At 59.0% G+C, this 16258-nt stretch carries 18 protein-coding genes; 10 read left to right on the top strand and 8 right to left on the bottom strand.

The window, feature by feature from the left end; all coding sequences use genetic code 11:
- The first annotated feature begins 196 nt into the window (after nucleotides 1-196).
- From KF730_RS07170 to KF730_RS07160, 3 genes are read left to right on the top strand one after another with little or no spacing between them, the layout of a single operon-like run.
- The gene (locus KF730_RS07170) at nucleotides 197-412 is read left to right on the top strand and encodes a YdcH family protein (protein WP_294093370.1); all 216 of its coding nucleotides are present in this window, start codon (nucleotides 197-199) and stop codon (nucleotides 410-412) included.
- A gap of 10 nt (nucleotides 413-422) precedes the next feature.
- Nucleotides 423-1136 (top strand): Bax inhibitor-1/YccA family protein, encoded by a 714-nt coding sequence (locus KF730_RS07165; protein ID WP_294093369.1) that lies wholly within the window; start codon nucleotides 423-425, stop codon nucleotides 1134-1136.
- A gap of 5 nt (nucleotides 1137-1141) precedes the next feature.
- Complete coding sequence (locus tag KF730_RS07160; protein ID WP_294093368.1) at nucleotides 1142-1387, top strand: zf-TFIIB domain-containing protein; 246 nt, start codon at nucleotides 1142-1144, stop codon at nucleotides 1385-1387.
- 91 nt (nucleotides 1388-1478) lie between these two features.
- Here the strand turns inward: KF730_RS07160 and nhaA are convergent, their stop codons facing one another.
- The 4 genes from nhaA to KF730_RS07140 form a co-directional block, all read right to left on the bottom strand.
- Nucleotides 1479-2621, bottom strand: coding sequence for a Na+/H+ antiporter NhaA (gene nhaA, locus KF730_RS07155; protein ID WP_294095791.1), 1143 nt, complete (start codon nucleotides 2619-2621; stop codon nucleotides 1479-1481).
- A 118-nt stretch (nucleotides 2622-2739) separates the two neighbouring features.
- Nucleotides 2740-3099: a DUF6768 family protein gene (locus KF730_RS07150; RefSeq protein ID WP_294093367.1), complete on the bottom strand. Its 360-nt coding sequence runs from the start codon at nucleotides 3097-3099 to the stop codon at nucleotides 2740-2742.
- Nucleotides 3092-3664 carry an RNA polymerase sigma factor gene (locus KF730_RS07145; RefSeq protein WP_294093366.1) on the bottom strand — a complete coding sequence of 191 codons (573 nt, stop codon included), beginning with the start codon at nucleotides 3662-3664 and terminating at the stop codon, nucleotides 3092-3094. Before KF730_RS07145 ends, KF730_RS07150 begins: the two co-directional genes overlap by 8 nt.
- A gap of 117 nt (nucleotides 3665-3781) precedes the next feature.
- Nucleotides 3782-4318: a DUF2939 domain-containing protein gene (locus tag KF730_RS07140; protein WP_294093363.1), complete on the bottom strand. Its 537-nt coding sequence runs from the start codon at nucleotides 4316-4318 to the stop codon at nucleotides 3782-3784.
- Nucleotides 4319-4420: 102 nt separating this feature from the next.
- Between KF730_RS07140 and KF730_RS07135 the strand changes: the two genes are divergently transcribed.
- The gene (locus KF730_RS07135) at nucleotides 4421-4681 is read left to right on the top strand and encodes a helix-turn-helix transcriptional regulator (RefSeq protein ID WP_294093362.1); all 261 of its coding nucleotides are present in this window, start codon (nucleotides 4421-4423) and stop codon (nucleotides 4679-4681) included.
- A 4-nt stretch (nucleotides 4682-4685) separates the two neighbouring features.
- Here KF730_RS07135 and cas1 read toward each other — a convergent pair whose 3' ends face one another.
- Nucleotides 4686-5759, bottom strand: coding sequence for a CRISPR-associated endonuclease Cas1 (gene cas1, locus KF730_RS07130; protein WP_294093361.1), 1074 nt, complete (start codon nucleotides 5757-5759; stop codon nucleotides 4686-4688).
- Between the two features lie 95 nt (nucleotides 5760-5854).
- Between cas1 and KF730_RS07125 the strand changes: the two genes are divergently transcribed.
- From KF730_RS07125 to KF730_RS07110, 4 genes are all read left to right on the top strand, one after another.
- Nucleotides 5855-6526: a hypothetical protein gene (locus tag KF730_RS07125; RefSeq protein ID WP_294093359.1), complete on the top strand. Its 672-nt coding sequence runs from the start codon at nucleotides 5855-5857 to the stop codon at nucleotides 6524-6526.
- Nucleotides 6527-6761: 235 nt separating this feature from the next.
- Entirely contained in the window at nucleotides 6762-7184 is a 423-nt protein-coding gene (locus KF730_RS07120; protein ID WP_294093357.1) for a hypothetical protein, read from the top strand.
- Entirely contained in the window at nucleotides 7181-7570 is a 390-nt protein-coding gene (locus tag KF730_RS07115) for a hypothetical protein (protein ID WP_294093355.1), read from the top strand. The genes KF730_RS07120 and KF730_RS07115 overlap by 4 nt, the downstream gene beginning before the upstream one ends.
- Complete coding sequence (locus KF730_RS07110) at nucleotides 7567-10716, top strand: hypothetical protein (protein ID WP_294093354.1); 3150 nt, start codon at nucleotides 7567-7569, stop codon at nucleotides 10714-10716. Before KF730_RS07115 ends, KF730_RS07110 begins: the two co-directional genes overlap by 4 nt.
- Nucleotides 10717-10771: 55 nt before the next feature.
- On the opposite strand, the gene KF730_RS07105 is transcribed toward KF730_RS07110, so the two are convergent.
- From KF730_RS07105 to KF730_RS07095, 3 genes are read right to left on the bottom strand one after another with little or no spacing between them, the layout of a single operon-like run.
- A complete protein-coding gene (locus KF730_RS07105; protein ID WP_294093352.1) occupies nucleotides 10772-11665 on the bottom strand; it encodes a plasmid partitioning protein RepB C-terminal domain-containing protein in 894 nt (297 codons plus the stop codon).
- Nucleotides 11662-12561, bottom strand: a complete 900-nt coding sequence (locus KF730_RS07100) for a plasmid partitioning protein RepB C-terminal domain-containing protein (RefSeq protein WP_294093351.1) — start codon at nucleotides 12559-12561, stop codon at nucleotides 11662-11664. The genes KF730_RS07105 and KF730_RS07100 overlap by 4 nt, the downstream gene beginning before the upstream one ends.
- Entirely contained in the window at nucleotides 12558-14129 is a 1572-nt protein-coding gene (locus tag KF730_RS07095) for a recombinase family protein (protein ID WP_294093349.1), read from the bottom strand. The genes KF730_RS07100 and KF730_RS07095 overlap by 4 nt, the downstream gene beginning before the upstream one ends.
- A gap of 74 nt (nucleotides 14130-14203) precedes the next feature.
- Between KF730_RS07095 and KF730_RS07090 the strand changes: the two genes are divergently transcribed.
- Nucleotides 14204-14554, top strand: coding sequence for a hypothetical protein (locus KF730_RS07090; protein WP_294093347.1), 351 nt, complete (start codon nucleotides 14204-14206; stop codon nucleotides 14552-14554).
- A 276-nt stretch (nucleotides 14555-14830) separates the two neighbouring features.
- On the top strand, nucleotides 14831-16108 hold the full coding sequence (locus KF730_RS07085; protein WP_294093345.1) for a cellulase family glycosylhydrolase: 1278 nt from the start codon (nucleotides 14831-14833) through the stop codon (nucleotides 16106-16108).
- Nucleotides 16109-16258: the final 150 nt, after the last annotated feature.

Below are 16258 nucleotides of genomic sequence, written 5' to 3'. Positions count from 1 at the left end.
GTTGAAACCGCGGGCCTCCACCCCTACTCTGGATAGTGCGGGACCGGGCCCCTCTGGCGAGTGCTTCCAAGCCCTCGTGATGTCGGACCGCATCGAGCGTGCTCGGTGCAGGTTTGGACATGGCAAAAGGCCCCCTCCTTTCCCACCAAAGCTCCACCGGGCCGCTCGATCGATGCAATATCGATGGAGCCGAGTAATGACCGATCTTATCCAGCGCCTGATCGCGGCGCACCGCATCCTCAACCGTGAAATCCGCCGCGAGCTCGCGCGCCGCGTTCCCGACAGCATCCGGCTCGCCCGGCTGAAAAAGGAACGGCTGGCGATCAAGGACCGGCTGTTCCGCCATTTCCCCGACGCGAGCCATATGCGCCGCGTTGCGCGCGGCGTGATCGCTCGCGCCCGCACCGCTTAAGGAGCCCCACATGGAAAACCTCTCGCAATTCAATCGCATGGCGGCATCTGGCGCACAGGCGCGCTTCGACGAAGGCCTGCGGAGCCACATGCTGGGCATCTACCGCAACATGGGCATCGGCCTGGCGCTGACCGGCCTCGTCGCGATGGGCGTCGCGGCCACGCCGGCGCTCGTCGCGCTGATCTTCGGCACCCCGCTGAAGTGGGTGGCGATGCTGGCGCCGCTCGCCTTCGTGTTCTTCTTCACCTTCCGCATCGATCGGATGAGCACCGCCGGCGCGCGCACCGCCTTCTTCGCCTTCGCCGCCGTCATGGGCGTGTCGATGGCCAGCATCTTCCTGGTCTTCACCAACACCAGCATCGCCATGGCGTTCTTCACCGCTTCGGCGATGTTCGCGGGACTCAGCCTGATCGGCTACACCACCAATCGCGATCTCAGCGGCTTCGGCACCTTCCTGTTCGTCGGGCTGATCGCGGTGATCGGCGCAAGTCTGGTCAATCTGTTCATCGGCTCGTCGGTGCTGCAGATGGTGGTGTCGGTCATCGGCGTGCTCGTTTTCGCGGGACTCACCGCCTATGACACCCAGCGCCTGAAGAGCGAATATATCGCCTATGGCCGCAGCGAGGCGGCGGACAAGCTGGCGATCATGGGGGCGCTGTCGCTCTATCTGAACCTCATCAACATGTTCCAGCTGCTGCTGGGGCTGATGGGTGAGCGGGAGTAAGCGCAATGAGCAGCTTCGCCTGCCCCGTCGATGGCGCCACTCTGGTGCCCGTCGAGCGCTCGGGCATCGAGATCGACCACTGCCCCACCTGCCGGGGCGTGTGGCTCGATCGCGGCGAGCTCGACAAGATCATCGAGCGCAGCGCCACCCCTGCGCCCGAGCCCTATCGCGAGCAACGCCCGCACTACGACAATCGCGGCCATCATCCGTACAAGAAGCGCAAGTCGTTCTTCGAGGAATTGTTCGACTGACCCCTGATAGTCACCCCGGCCTTGTGCCGGGGGGTATAGTGATAGCCGGGTGTTGACGCCGTTTTGACCTCGCCTCAGCCGATCGTTTTGCTCATCTGCGCACGCTATTGGCCGCAAATCTTAGAACAATGAAGCCTGCCAACGCCGACAGGATAGAGCCACCCAATACACCGATCTTCACCTCGTCCACTAACAGCGGATCGGCAAACGCCAGTCCGCCAATGAACAGGCTCATTGTGAAGCCGATCCCGCATAACAGTGCCGTGCCGTAGATTTGAAGCCACGTGGCACCGCCCGGCTTGGGGGCAATATGATAGCGATCACATGCCCATACCGCGCCGAATACACCCAACTGTTTGCCGACGAACAAGCCTGCGGCGACACCTAGCGGAAGCGGCGCTAGAATATGTTCAATACCAATACCGGCGAACGACACCCCCGCATTCGCGAAGCCGAAGATGGGGATGATGCCGAAGGCGACCCAAGGGTGAAGGCCATGTTCCAACCGGTGGAGGGGCGACAATTCATCATCAGGCGCGCCACGCGACCGCTGAATAGGAACCATGGTCGCGGCCAACACGCCTGCGATCGTCGCATGAACTCCTGAAAGCAGCACAGCGAGCCAAAGCAAAAATGCCAAGGCGAGATAGGGCCACAGCATCCGCACACCAACGCGATTCAGGATAAACATTGCTCCCATGACGACCGCAGCCGCGAGCAATGCAAGGCCGCTGATTTGACTCGTGTATGCCAGCGCAATGATGGCTACAGCGCCCATGTCGTCAACGATCGCAACCGTAGTCAGGAACAGTTTTAGCGAAGTCGGCACGCGCTTTCCGAGCAATGCCATTACGCCGATAGCGAACGCAATGTCGGTCGCCGCAGGAATGGCCCAACCCCGCGCCAAGCCCGGCGTCGAACCGGCGATGCCGAGATAGACGATCGCGGGAAGCGCCATGCCGCCTATCGCCGCGATCGAGGGCAGCAGCCGATCGGACCAAGTAGCGAGATGGCCGTCAACAAACTCGCGTTTTATCTCCAGCCCGACCAGCAGGAAAAACAGCGCCATCAACCCATCGTTGATCCAATGGGCCAGCGACAGGGGACCAACCTTCGCATGAAGCGTGTGAAAGTAGGATTCGCTGAGGGGGCTGTTCGCAACGATCATCGCTAGCGCCGCCGCGCCCATGAGCAGAATGCCGCCAGCCGCTTCATTATGCAGAAAGTGACGAATGGCCGACACCGGCCCACGTCTAATCACTCTAAAAATGCTCACGAATGTCTCCGAAATCCTACAGCCGTCTATACCGGGCCGCCTCGGCGCTTCGTCAACATTCGTGAGCCTTAATTTATCACCGCGTGGAAGCCAGCACTTCGAGCCGCTTCAAAGCTAACAGCACGCGGTTGGTCTGGACGACCGGCCACAGCGCCAGCTTAATCATCAACGAAGTGACCAGCATCACGGCACTTGGGAGGCCCCAGTGAAGGGCGGCTATCGTGTCCGTCGCGTCGTAAAACTGCCAACCGGCGTAAAGGCCGCCGATGAACAGCGCCGTTTGTGCGACCATCATAATCACGTTTACCCAAGCGGCCTCGCCGCTGAAAACCGTCGCAAGCTGCCGAAAATAATTCGGCTCCTGCCCGATCTGGCGCAGCAATTCGCGCTCCTCGGCGGCAATGGCCGCGTCGATATTGTCGTCGGAATTACGCATCGTCGTCTCCTTTGAATTGGGACCGCAGTTGATTGCGGGCGTGCATAAGGCGGGTTTTGATCGTGCCGGTTGGCGTATCGAGCGCGACGGCAACTTCGGCGACGCTCAACCCTTCGAAGTAGTGAAGCGCGACCGCCGCGCGGTGCGTGGGCGATAGGGTCGCAATCGCGCGATGAAGGCGGCTGGCATCAACCTCCTGTGGGCTGGCTTCGTTATCTGCAACGTCCGCTTCCACTGACAGCGAATCAATTGCGGCACGTTCAGCAACAAACTGACCGACGCGCTTAGCCGAATGCCGGGTCACGATCCGATAGGCCCAAGCCGGGAAAGCGCGTTCGTCGCGAAGCTTTGGAAGCCCGCGCATGATTTCAATCCATGCGGTTTGCGCGACTTCCTCCGCTGCATCGAGGCGTCCCGTCAGTCGCCAGGCATGGGCCACCAACGGCCGATGCCACCGCCGTACTAACTGGCTCAATGCCGCGCCGTCGCCGGATTGCGCGGCGACAACGAGATAGGCGTCAAGTGCGCGGGACGCTTCATCAGACAAGGCGGGTTTCTGCGTCATCGCAATGAAGGTGGCGCGAACTTCCCAAACGGTTCAACGAAATTGCGCAAAAAAGATCGGCGGATTGCCAGCCAACGGACAACCTCGACCGTCTCTAGCACTGCTCCAGATTTTCGATCACTCCGGTTGCTGACCGCGTCCAAATGCTGCGTTCAAATCGTATGGCAGTTTGACGTCGATTACCTGCCAACCAAAGCCGCGCCGCTCGAATCGTATTGCGATCGTAACGGCTGGGTCGAGCGACACATGGAACTGATTGAAGCCATCGCGATGGATCGAGCTGAAATCAAAAGATTTTCTGACCCCCGCGTCGGGTGGCAATTGCGCCGCTCGCTCCATTGCCACTTGAATTGCCTGCGGGCTAATCATGCCGTCAACCATCGCGTTCACGGATTGAAGCCGGGTTGCTGCGTACTCTGGAGTGGAGGTCGGCGCTCCGAGATTGTTTGCGACTAGACGGGCGGCGAATTGTGCCTTGAGGTTGGTGCGCAAAGCCTCGAAATCGACATAACCGTTTAACGCCGTCGCATCTCGGGCCAGTATCGCGGACTGCAATCCCTGTACTGTCCAAAGCGGTGAAGCGTAATCCCAAGCACCCAAGGCCGCCCCACCAATAGCGGAGGCTCCAATTACGAGTTTGACAGACAGGCGCATTCGCGAACCTCACGTTAGAAGGTTCCGAAGATACCGCCCATTCCTTAATTAGAGGGATATAGACAGTGGTTTATTGGCCTTCAAAAAGATTGCTGTCCTGCCATGCGCGGACGCGAACTTGTAGGTCTGAACCTTCGCCGTCTGCGTGTTGAGCGGGATATTTCGCAGGAACGGCTCGCCTTCGATTCAGGCGTGGATCGATCCTATCTTGGCGGGATGGAACGCGGCGAAGAAAATCCGACCGTTGATATCCTTGATCGGCTCGCGGCCACGTTGGCTGTGCCAGTTGGCGATCTATTCGCAGCCGGTGACGGCAATGTGCCGAAGGGTCTGAAGCGCGGGCGAAAGCCTCTGAACGGCTAGCTTGCTAGGCGATCAAACCGGCAACCATTCGAGCTAGCTGCGGCGACAATCTGCAAACCCCGTCCTTTCTGACGACAAAATCGGCTGCGGCGAAGGTCTGATCCCGCACAAATTGTAGAATGGCGGCATCAACGGCGGCACGCTCCAGTTCGATCATGTCGAGAACCCAAGCCGAACTGCCTCGATTGCTGTTGTGCATGATCCCCAAGGTCGGGTCATAACCGTCCGCGATGGACTGAATCTGCAACTGCGCCAGCTTCACGGCATAGGCATAGTTCAGCATCGCGTTGACCGGATGCGAGGCGTTGCGGTTTTCCGGCTTAACCCCGGTCGCCCGCGAACTGCGCCAGTTATAGGCGTTCCACTCTTGCGGAACGGGTCGGCGCTGGACGCCTTTCCAGCGAACCGGCAAGCCGTGCCACGATCGAAAATAGGCCGATGCGCATTCACCCTCGATCGCGAAGATCGCATTGATATCGGCGAATGTCTCTCGGCTCAGGCGATCGATGCCGGTATTCGCCTTCTCCAAAGCCATATCGCGGGATTTGGACGGAGGGATATGAACCTCCAGCGTCGGCACGCTGGAAATGACCTTTCGGCGGATCAGGTCGGCTGCAAATGCCAGCCGCTCGGTTTCGTTTGCACGAGTGGCCTGTTGCCACATCACCTTTTCGCGATCGGCGAAATAGCCGGTGCCGCTTGCCACCGTTGCGATCTCGCCGCTCGCCTTGATGCGGGCAAGTGCAACGCCTTGTTCCGACAGCCAGGACAGCACATCGAACGACAGCGTACCGCTGCCGTCGAGCAATAGGATGCGGGTCGGCAAATCGAGGTCGCGCGGGAAAAATCGGTATTGGATTTGCCCTTGCGGATTATGGGTAAAGCCGTCCCGGATCAACAATGCGCCATTTTCAATTCGCAGCGAAACGCCGTGACCGTTCAAAATCAGTGGTGAGGGATTGCGCTGCCGCAGCTTCCTATTGGGCTTTGCCGCATTGGCGCATTGCAGCCAGAATTCCGATCGCTCGGCCCATTCATCTCCGCGTTCGCTGTCGGCGAGAATTGCGGTTTGCAGCATTGAAAGCCCTTTCAATTCAATGCCGGAATATATCAATTAATCAGCAATTTAGACATGAAATTCAAAGTTAATGATGGCGCTATATCATTGTACCAATGGCCCAAAATGACTCATCCGGTGCAATTGAGAAATGGCGCGCGGGCGTCAGATTCAGCTCTGCTTGGTTTGAATTTGGCGATCCTTACGCGGTGCGCAAATTTCGCGAGACTACGACACGGCAAGCATTTGAAGCTGAGCAATTTCTAATGGTTGCGGAGCTATGGGCCGGATTGCGGGACGGGGAATTTCAGGCTTTTGGCAAATGCGTCGAACCGGAAATCAGCAAAGGCCCGGTCCCGCTCCCGTTATATATGTTCGAATTCGATCATCCGCGCGGAATTGAGAATAGCGACGATATCGAGATTTCCGGCTGGCGCTATGAAGGTGTGAAGGTCATTCGAGTTCGCGAACCGGATACCGATGGCGCGCCAGTAAATCCGCCTTTGCCCGCACCCGATCCAGAAATTGCGATTGCGGTGACGGCACCGGCAAAGCGGGGTGGTGGCCGTCGCCATACCTATCGCTATGCCGCAGAGGTGCTGCAATTCCTCTATGAGAAAGAAAGCAATCGAACGCTCTCCGCAGAAATCCTGCATCCTGATTTCAAGCGCGAATTCGAACGCCGGTTTCCCGTCGAGCAGTATCATTTGCGCGCGCCCAGCCCGCGAACGCTCCGGGATCACATCAAGCAATATCGGCAGGAACTGGAAGATACTGGCAAGAACTGAACTTGCCAGATGACTCAATACTTTCGCGGGGCGCGTTGCGTCACCGTCATTTCCGCCCGGCATGTCGTCGGCGGAGTCGGAAAGAATGGCGCGGGTACGCGATTTCAAGGTCGAATATGCTCGCCGGAAAGCGAGGGGCGTTGCGCGTGGCCTGAGCGTTTCGCAGGCGCGCGGACATGCGCGGCATCATGAAACCCCGGTCAGATCGCGCCGGTCGCCCAAGTCCGACGCGCGGTTGGAACTTGCCCTCAAGGAATTGCACCGAACAGGCAATCTGACGCAGGCCGCGAAACAAGCTGGTGTCTCGACCGAACGGGCGCGGCGCTTTCTTCGCGAGAATGCCTATGCCGAACGCGCAGGGCGCGGATGGCGGATCACCGATACGCGCAAACCGCAGATGGAAACCTATTCGGAAGGCCAGAAAAAGCTCTTGGTTCTGCGTGACCGCGATCAGGCGTCGATCAACGGCACCTATATGAACGCCGTCAAGAAATACACGCGATCGAACAAATACGATCTGATCCGCCCGTTCATCGGCACGTCGATCATCGACGCCAAGGGCAAGTCCCATCCTCTCGAAACTGACCGGAACATCCTTCACGAATTGGCGAGCGTGGAGGGAAGTTATGTCGAGATTTATCGCCTTGTCCAAAAATGACGGAGATTATCATGCGCAAGCGAGTCGTGGAGATGAAGCGAGAAGCCGCGTTGCAGGATCGGTTGGACAAGCTGGGGGTGAGCGATCCCGTCTGCGGCATATGCGGCGAAACCGATGTGCGCACCTTCGAACTGCATCACCCTGCCGGGCAGAAGCAGGACCGCGCATTCACCAGTCAGATTTGCGCGAACGACCATCGCAAGATGACATTCGAACAGAGTTTCGTGCGATCCATGCACCCGGAGGCTGACGCCTTCCTGTACGCGGCTGGACGGCTGCTGATCGGCATTGCCGACATGCTGCGCGAGATGATCGAATACCTCTATGACTATGGCATCCGTCTGATCGAACGCAGCCTGCCTGTTTTGAAGGAAGGTGCGGCATGAATAGTCCAGCACCATCGATCACGGACCATTTGGTGGTCGCGATTCGCGCCTATGCGGCACCAACCATCCACACCTACGAAACGCTGACCGGGAAGCCGAGGCGCAAGGCATCGAAGAGAGCGGCTTCGCCTTGGGTCGTCATCTTCGATACCGAAACCACCAGCGATGCGGCGCAATCGCTCCGGTTCGGCACCTTTCAGATCCGCCACAATGGCGAACGATATCGCGAGGGGATTTTCTACGCACCGGATGGCGTGAATGCCGCCGAGTTGCGGACGCTCGCCGACTATGCGGATCAGCATGGCCTGGAGTTGCTGACCCGCGACGAGTTTGCAGTCGATATCCTCTACACGTTCGGCTATCGGTCGCGCGGAACGATAGTCGGCTTCAATCTGCCGTTCGACATTTCGCGTATCGCGCTTCGGCACGAACCGGCGCGAGGCGACATGCGCGGTGGGTTCTCGTTCACCCTGTCCGAAGATCGCTTCCATCCTAACGTGCGCGTAAAGCACCTTTCGCAGAGTGCCGCCTTCATCAAATTCGCCGCCCCGTCGAAACAGCTCGATGGCAACACCGACCGCAAGCATGGTCGCAAGACACCCTTCAATTCCGGGCATTTTCTCGACGTGAAGACGTTGGCGAAAGCGCTTCTGTCGCGCTCATTTTCGCTTGCGAGCCTGTGCGATCATCTCGGCACGAAGGACAAGAAGCTTGCAGCCGTCGATTTCGCCGGTCCCGTCACGCCCGAAATGGTGTGCTATGCCGTGCGCGACGTGGAAGCGACATGGCAATGCTATGCAGACCTGATCGTACGGTTCGATCGGCTGGAGCTGGAAGGCGCGAGACCCGACAAAATCCTGAGCGAAGCCAGTATCGGCAAAGCCTATCTGCGCGGCATGGGCATTCGGTCATGGCAGAAAATTCAGCCCGACTTTCCGCCGCAGATGCTGGCGAACATCATGGGCAGCTATTTCGGCGGTCGGGCGGAAGTCCGCATCCGGCGGGAATTACGCCAGGTGATCCATTGCGATTTTCTGTCGATGTATCCGACCGTTTGCACGCTCATGAACCTTTGGCCCTTCGTGCGGGGGGAAGGCATGGCGTGGCGCGATTCCACCGACGAAACCCGGGCGCTGCTGGACGGGATCGATATCGCCGCGCTTCAATCGCCTGAATTCTGGCCTCGCCTCACGACGATCGTTCGCGTCCTGCCCGATGCCGACATTTTTCCGGTTCGCGCATCCTATACTCCGAAGGCGACCCCGACCACCGGCACCAACTTACTGACGGGCGATGTGCCGTTATGGTTGACCCTCGCCGAGTGCATTTCCTCCAAGTTGTTGTCGGGCAAGGCTCCGAAGGTGATCGAAGCCGTCACGTTTTCGGCGGGTTCGGCGCAAACCGACTTGAGCGCGATCAACATTCAGGGGAACGCGGCCTATCGCGTCGATCCCAACCAAGCCGATTTCTTCAAGCGCGTGATCGAGCTGCGGAATGATACGAAGATCAGGCGCGATGCCGCGACCGGCGCGGAATATGACAGGCTCGATACCGAACAGAACGCGCTCAAGATCGCGGCGAACTCGACCAGCTACGGCATCTTCGTAGAGGTCAATGTCGAGGACTTGCCCGACGCCCGGATGACGACTGTTCACGCATCGACATGCGATCGGTTCACCTTCCGCATCGACAAGAATGAGAGGCCGGGACCGTTCTTTCATCCGCTTCTCGCCACCCTGATCTGCGGCGCTGCGCGGTTGATGCTCGCAATCACCGAACAGCTGGTGACGAAGCAAGGCCTCGATTGGGCGTTCTGCGACACCGACAGCATGGCAATTGCGCGGCCTGAACCGCTCGATCCAGACGAATTCGCCGCGCGGGTGCAATCGGTTGTGGATTGGTTCGCCGAATTGAACCCCTATGATTTCGATGGTTCGATCCTGCAAATCGAGAAGGTGAATACCGCGCTCGACAAGAGCGGACCTGCACCGCTCTATTGCTGGGCGATATCGGCGAAGCGCTATGCCCTTTTCAATCTGGCGGAGGACGGCACGCCGATCATGCGCAAGATATCGGCGCACGGATTGGGCCATTTGCTCGCCCCCTATGATGCCAGCACACCGGCACCGAACATCCCGCTCCCGCATTCTTCGGTGCTGACCGATGGGGTGGAACATTGGCAGCATGATTTGTGGTGGAAGATCGTCAGCGCGGCGGTCAGCGGCGATCCCGATGAAATCGACCTTCATTTTCATGACGCGATGGTCGGGCCTGCCATGTCGCAATATGCCGCCACCACGCCCGAGCTGCTGCGATGGTTCAAGGGATACAACCAGCCCCTTAAACCGCGCGATCGGGTGAAGCCGTTCAATTTCCTGCTCGCGATGATCGCGAACGCAATCGACACCGGAGAAGGGATGATCGCGGCGGACGCGAAACCGTCACGTCGCAAGATCAAGGATTGTCGTCCTGTTTCGCCTTACACGAAGGATCGCTCGCGGGCGGCGGAACTCGTATTCGATCGCGAAACCGGCAAGCCAGTGTCAAAGGACCGGCTCGCAACCTATGCCGATGCACTCGCGCAATATCATATCCATCCCGAAGCCAAGTTTCTGAACGGCAACTATGGTGATCGCGGCACTACCCGGCGCCGTCATATTCGCATGACCGCCACCCGCCATATCGGGAAGGAGGCGCATGACCTGGAGCGGCAAGCTTATATCGGATTGGAGCCGAGCGCCGCGCCGACCTACGGCATCAGTGGCATCGATCGCGGAGAGTTGGTTGCGAATGTGACAGCGCTTATCGATACGATCGGGACGGCAAAGACTGTCACAGCGCTCGCGACCAACGCCACCAGATTGCAGCGCTTCATTTCCGGCAAGGCATCGCGATCGGATCAAGCTTTCTCGCAGTCGATCTTGGCCCGCCTTCCGGTCGCGCAAACGCTCGCGGAACGGGTCAGCTTTCAGCGACAGGCCGAGATTCAGGCGTTGCGCGAAGACATTGAACGCGACGGAAGAAATGTGACCGCGAGGCGGTTGGGCATTGATCCCTCAAATCTTGGCCGCATGCTCCGCAAGGCGGGGATTAGGGAAGCGTCCAGCGAATATCTTTCGAGCCATGTTCATGACGACAAGCCATAGTGAGAATGGGCTGGATAGTGTCTGGCACGTGCGGTTGTTGAAGGGTTTCAGATGCTCAAGCCGCATTTCGCAACTGCACGATGCGCTGGAACTCTGCCAACAACTCCGGATGGAAGCGAGCAAGATGATGCACGACGCGCACATTCTCGATCAGGCGGCACAGATATCCCGTCGCCAAAACAAGATCGAGATGATCGGTCCCATAGCTCTGCTCGATCATGCGAAACTCGCGGTCGATGTTTGTCGCCTCGCGCTCCATATGGTCGATCTGCTCCTCGCTAAGACCACGCACCGCCTTCTTCTTGTCGCTTACGAGTTGGCCTTGCGGTGTCGCTGCCACAAGCGATTTCGCATAAGGCCATGAAAACTTGTTCATGGCGATCATGGTTTCGGCGGCTTCGAGCTGTCGCATAGGCCGCAGCTTTTTCAGTTCGCTAAACGTGTTGATCGGGACCATCCGATCCTGCAACAACTTTGCCACTTCATCGCAAATGCCATCGAGCAACCGGCGCTTGTCGCGGATTGTGGTGATATTGACGTTGAGCGCACGTGCTAGCCGCTCCTCCGATACGCCCTTCTCAAGCGCTTTCAGGATCATCTTGTGCTCCTGAACGATAGCCATGCGGCTGATGCGCTTGTTGTAGGTGATCGCCTCGTCATCGGTGGCGACAAGACACACCACATCCTTGTCGCCGCGCTCTTTCAGAATTTCGACGCGGATATGTCCATCCAGCAAGCGATAGCGATCTTCTTCGCCTTTCACCCTAACAACGACTGGCGGCTCGATGATTCCGACTTCTCGGATGGACGCCTCGATCTGCGCATATTTGACAGACTTCTTGATTGCGAGCGTCATCGCACGCAGCATCTCGATATCGGCAAGCGGAATGCGCAGGCTTGTTGTCTCGAAGGCGAGCTTGATCTTCCGGTTTCGTGAGCTTCCAGTCATTGCAGATTGATCCTGACATTCTGAATGCGCTCAGCGAGCCGGTTCGGCATAGATGCCAAGCCTTCGTCTTCGAGAAGCGCGACAAAGCTCTCGTCATTCGAGAGCTGGCTCAATGCTTCCACGATGAACACAAGGCGGTTTCGGGTCGCCTCGGTCCTGCGTATCATCATGCGCTTGCGTTCGGTGTCCTCTTGAAAAGCTTTCACCAAATCCTCTGGCGTGGCCGCCGATCCTTTCTCAACAAGCCGATTAAGCTTCGCGGCCTTGCCGGAGCGTTTGCGCACTTCGACTAACCGGCGCGCCGCAATGAGAGCGCGACCGCGCAGAAGCTTTTCCTCATAGGCTTTGTGGAGTGCCGCCTGCACACCCTGATCGTCGGCCTCACATATTTCGAGGGCAACGGAGATCGGAAGATATCCAGCTTCTACGGCGGCAACCAGCCGGCGCTCGCCTCGCGCGAGTAATTTCCCGACGCTCCAGACGTAGTTCGCGGAGAGTCCGGTCTTCTCGGCAATCTCATTGTCCGAATAGCCGCGTTCACGCATCCCGACGATATCTTGCAGCAGGTCAACGGCCTGATGCTGACGGCGCGCGCAATTCTCAACGAGGCTCGCGACCATGCAGTCTTCCGTGTCAGCCGACACAATCAGGGCTGGCACCTCGGTCTGCCCCAGCTCGCGAAAGGCTTCGAGTCGTCCTTGACCACAAACAAGATCATAGAGCGGGCCGTCCGCCCCCTGCCGCGATGTCACGGTGATTGGGCGCTTGAGGCCGATCTCGGCGATATTCTCGACGATGCCCTTGAATACCTTTTTGCTGCGAAGGCGCGGATTGACGATAGTGATCCGGTCAATCGGGATCATCTCGACGCGCTGTGCGGGACGCGCCACCGTCATGCCGCCTTACGGAATGGGGCGCGCTCAGTGAGCGTGAAGAAGCCTTCCAGCGATTCAAAGCGGAAAGCGTCGAGCGACAATCCGTTGTGGTCGGCGAGCCGCAGGACGCCTTCCGCGAGCGTCATGCGCGGCAAAATATAATAGTCGTGTGCGTTCATATTATCCTCGTCCATTCTGACGCAGATGGTGATGTCGGGGCGAAGACTTTCATCGAGCCGAATTTTCCAGCGGTGGCTTCCGCCCCGCGTAAGTTTGCACCGCGCAATCACGATCGATGCGGTGATCTCTTCGTTGATAAGCAGCGTGTCGTTTTCGAGATTCTGAATCGCGGTGCCGCCCGCCGCATGCACGCCTTCGATCACGTCTTTAACGATGGACGGGTGCATCCGCCGCAGCGCGCGATTGATTTCGAGATAGCGGTAATCATGGTCGGGAACGTATCCGACCAAGGAGTAGGCCCGGAGCAAACTGCCAAAGCGCGATTGGTAGGCACTGCTCGATGGGCCGTCCTCGCACTCGTCGATGATAAGGCCTGAGAGTGAACCGTTCTTCGCGAAAATTTCGCCAAGCAAAGCCAGCATCTCGTCATCGGAAAGGCGCTGCGACCGCTGATCGATGATGAGCCGTGCCGCATCGAAAAGCGCCTGTGGCACGATGGCGGGAAACGCAGAATCGTGTCTGATCCATTCTGATGGATCGTTGCGGACATGCTTGGTTTTCAGCTTGAAGGACGTGCGCCCCCAGACATTGTGACCGGCATATTTTTCGTTGATGAGAATCTGGTGGACCGTGCCGCGCGACCACGGACGTTCAAGGTCGGACATGATTCCTTGTGCGTTCAGCCAGTCGGCGATCTGTCGTTCGGAGCGCTGGTCCTCGACGAACTGACGATAGATTTCGCGGACGATGGCAACCTCTTCGTCTGGCCCTTCAACCAGCACGACGCGATCCGTTGCGATGCTCTTATGCTCGCCGCGATCAAGCAAACCTTTCTGCGTGCCGTGCTCATCGACAAGCATCCGGCGCAATCCGTAGCCGGGAGTGCCGCCTTGCCGATAGCCAAGGGTGATGAGGCGGCATTGCCCCTTGAACACCTTAACCGACAGCTCACGGCTATATTCGCCCGCCATCACCTGTTTGACGGTGGTTACGATGGACGATCCCATCGATCCGTCATTCTCGACCTGCTCGGCGCAGAAATGAAGGGCGATACCTGCGCTTTTGCAAAGCCATGCGTAATGCGCGGATTCGTTGGGGTCTTGAAAACGTCCCCAGCGGCTCACGTCATAGACGAGGACCGCTTCAAAGTCGGCATCGCCGTTCTGGATGTCCGTTAAAAGCCGCTGGAAGGAATCGCGCCCATCGATGCTCAGGCCACTTTTCCCCTCGTCGGCATAGGTGCGGACAATCTCAAACCCGCGCCTCTCGGCATAGGCTCGGATTTCCGCTGTCTGATTATCAGTCGAATATTTCTGATGGTCCGTGGACATGCGGACATATTCGGCTGCGCGCTTAAGCGGCTTTTCTCCAGACTTATCGTCTTTTGCCGTCCCCCACTTTATGACCATTGATACGCCTTGGTATTGATCGACCGATTTTCTATCGGCTGCTTTCGCCTCCCTAACAGCAATGGAGAGGCAAAATGTTACCTAAGAAGGGAAGTTCATTTCCAATTGGCCGCGCCAGTCTAACGGAGACGGAATTCGCGCAAGTGATCGCATCTGCGCTGAAGGTTGAGTTTGGATCAGCCCGCAACGGACCCAAAATCATCACCCAATGGACGGGCGTTAGTCAGCGCACAGCCAAAAACTGGCTTGGCGGGACAAATGCTCCAAGCGGCGTCCACCTCGTGATGCTGGCGAAAGAATCCAATGCAGTGCTTAAGGCATTGATGCTCATGGCCGAGCGTCCTGAAATGTCGCTCGGTGCTAGCCTAATGTCTTTACGACGATCTCTGACGGAAACCCTATCAGCCCTCGATCAAGTTATCTGAGATTATCGTCGTCGTGACGACATGGGAGGTCGGCTCAAAATGCTAGCCTCCCCACCACGCGAAGCTGCGCCTCCTCTCTCCTAGCGGGGTCTGAAAGCCGTCAAATTGCAGCTATCATTATACCCCCCGGCCTTGTGCCGGGGCCCACTCGCAAAACTGGGAGAGCCGCGAGAACCTCTTGCGGCTCGCTCGCGGATAAGTAGGCCCCGGCACTTCGGCCGGGGTGACGAAGCTAGTTGTTAGCGCTACCCTCTTCGAAACAGTGGAGGGGAAATAATGGTCACTCGCAGGACGATTCTCGGCATCGGCGCGGCGCTCGCCGCCCTCCCGGCCGCCGCCGTACCCCCTCCCTTCGTCCGCCGCGAGGGCACGACCCTCACCCTCGGCGGCAAGCCCTATCGCTTCGCCGGCGCCAATTTGTGGTACGGCCCCTGGCTCGGCGCCCGCGCGGATTTCGGCAACCGCGCGCGCCTCGCCCGCGAGCTCGACGCGCTTGCCGCCCTTGGCGTCACCAACCTCCGCATCCTCGCCTCCGCCGAAACCTCGCCGCTCAAGAACGCCGTCAGCCCCGCCTTCCGCACCGCCGGCGCCTCCTGGAACCCCGATCTGCTCGACGGTCTCGACCATCTCCTCGCCCAACTCGAAGCGCGCGGCATGCGCGCGGTGCTGTACCTCACCAATTTCTGGGAATGGTCGGGCGGCATGATGACCTACCTCACCTATGTGAACGGCGGGAAGTTCATCGACATGAACGATCCCGCGCACCCCTGGCCCGAATTCCCGGACATGACCGCGCAGTTCTACGCAAATGCGGAGGCGGTGAAGCTCTACCACGACTATGTCGCCTCGATCGTCAGGCGCTATGCCGGCATCCCCACGGTCATGGCCTGGCAGCTCGCCAACGAGCCCCGCCCCGGCGGCAGCGACAGGATCGCCGAGCCGCTGCTGCCGGCCTATTACGCCTGGATCCAGTCGACCGCGAAGCTGATCAAGTCGATTGCGCCCAACCAGCTCGTCTCCACCGGCAGCGAAGGCCTCAAGGGCTCGATCGAGCGCGCCGCAGTCTACAAGGCAGCGCACGTCTTCCCCGAGATCGATTACGTCACCGCTCATATCTGGCCGCTCAACTGGAGCTGGGTCAGCGCACAGGACATCCCCGGCACCCACGACGCGGCCACCAAGAAGGTCGCGGAATATATTGCCCAGCATATCGGCCTCGCCACCGAACTCGGCAAACCGCTGGTGATCGAGGAATTCGGCTATCCCCGCGACGGCGGCGGCTACGATCCAGCGTCCTCGACCGCCTATAAGGACCGCTACTACCGCCAGATCTACGAAGCCGTGGAGGCCAACCCGATCATCGCCGGCTCGAACTTCTGGGCCTGGAACGGCGAAGGCCGCGCCTTGCATGGCGACCACCGCTTCCGCCCCGGCGACACCGCCTGGCTCGGCGACCCCCCGCACGAGCCGCAGGGCTGGTACGGCGTGTTCGACAGCGACGCGACCACTGTGGCCGTCATCAAGGCCCATGCCAAGCTGCTGGCAGCATCCTGACTTGCCGTTCCCTTGCAAAAGCAGGGGTCCAGGGCCACGAGCGCCATCGTTGGAACTCTAGGCTCCTGCTTTCGCAGGAGAACCGTTCTGCGAGCATAGGGGTGATCGCGGAAAGCTCCGCTACTCCCCCCCCAAGCAACCTTGGATTGT

Source organism: Sphingomonas sp., assembly GCF_019635515.1.
Classification (GTDB): domain Bacteria; phylum Pseudomonadota; class Alphaproteobacteria; order Sphingomonadales; family Sphingomonadaceae; genus Sphingomonas.
This window is presented reverse-complemented; position numbering and strand designations above follow the sequence as displayed.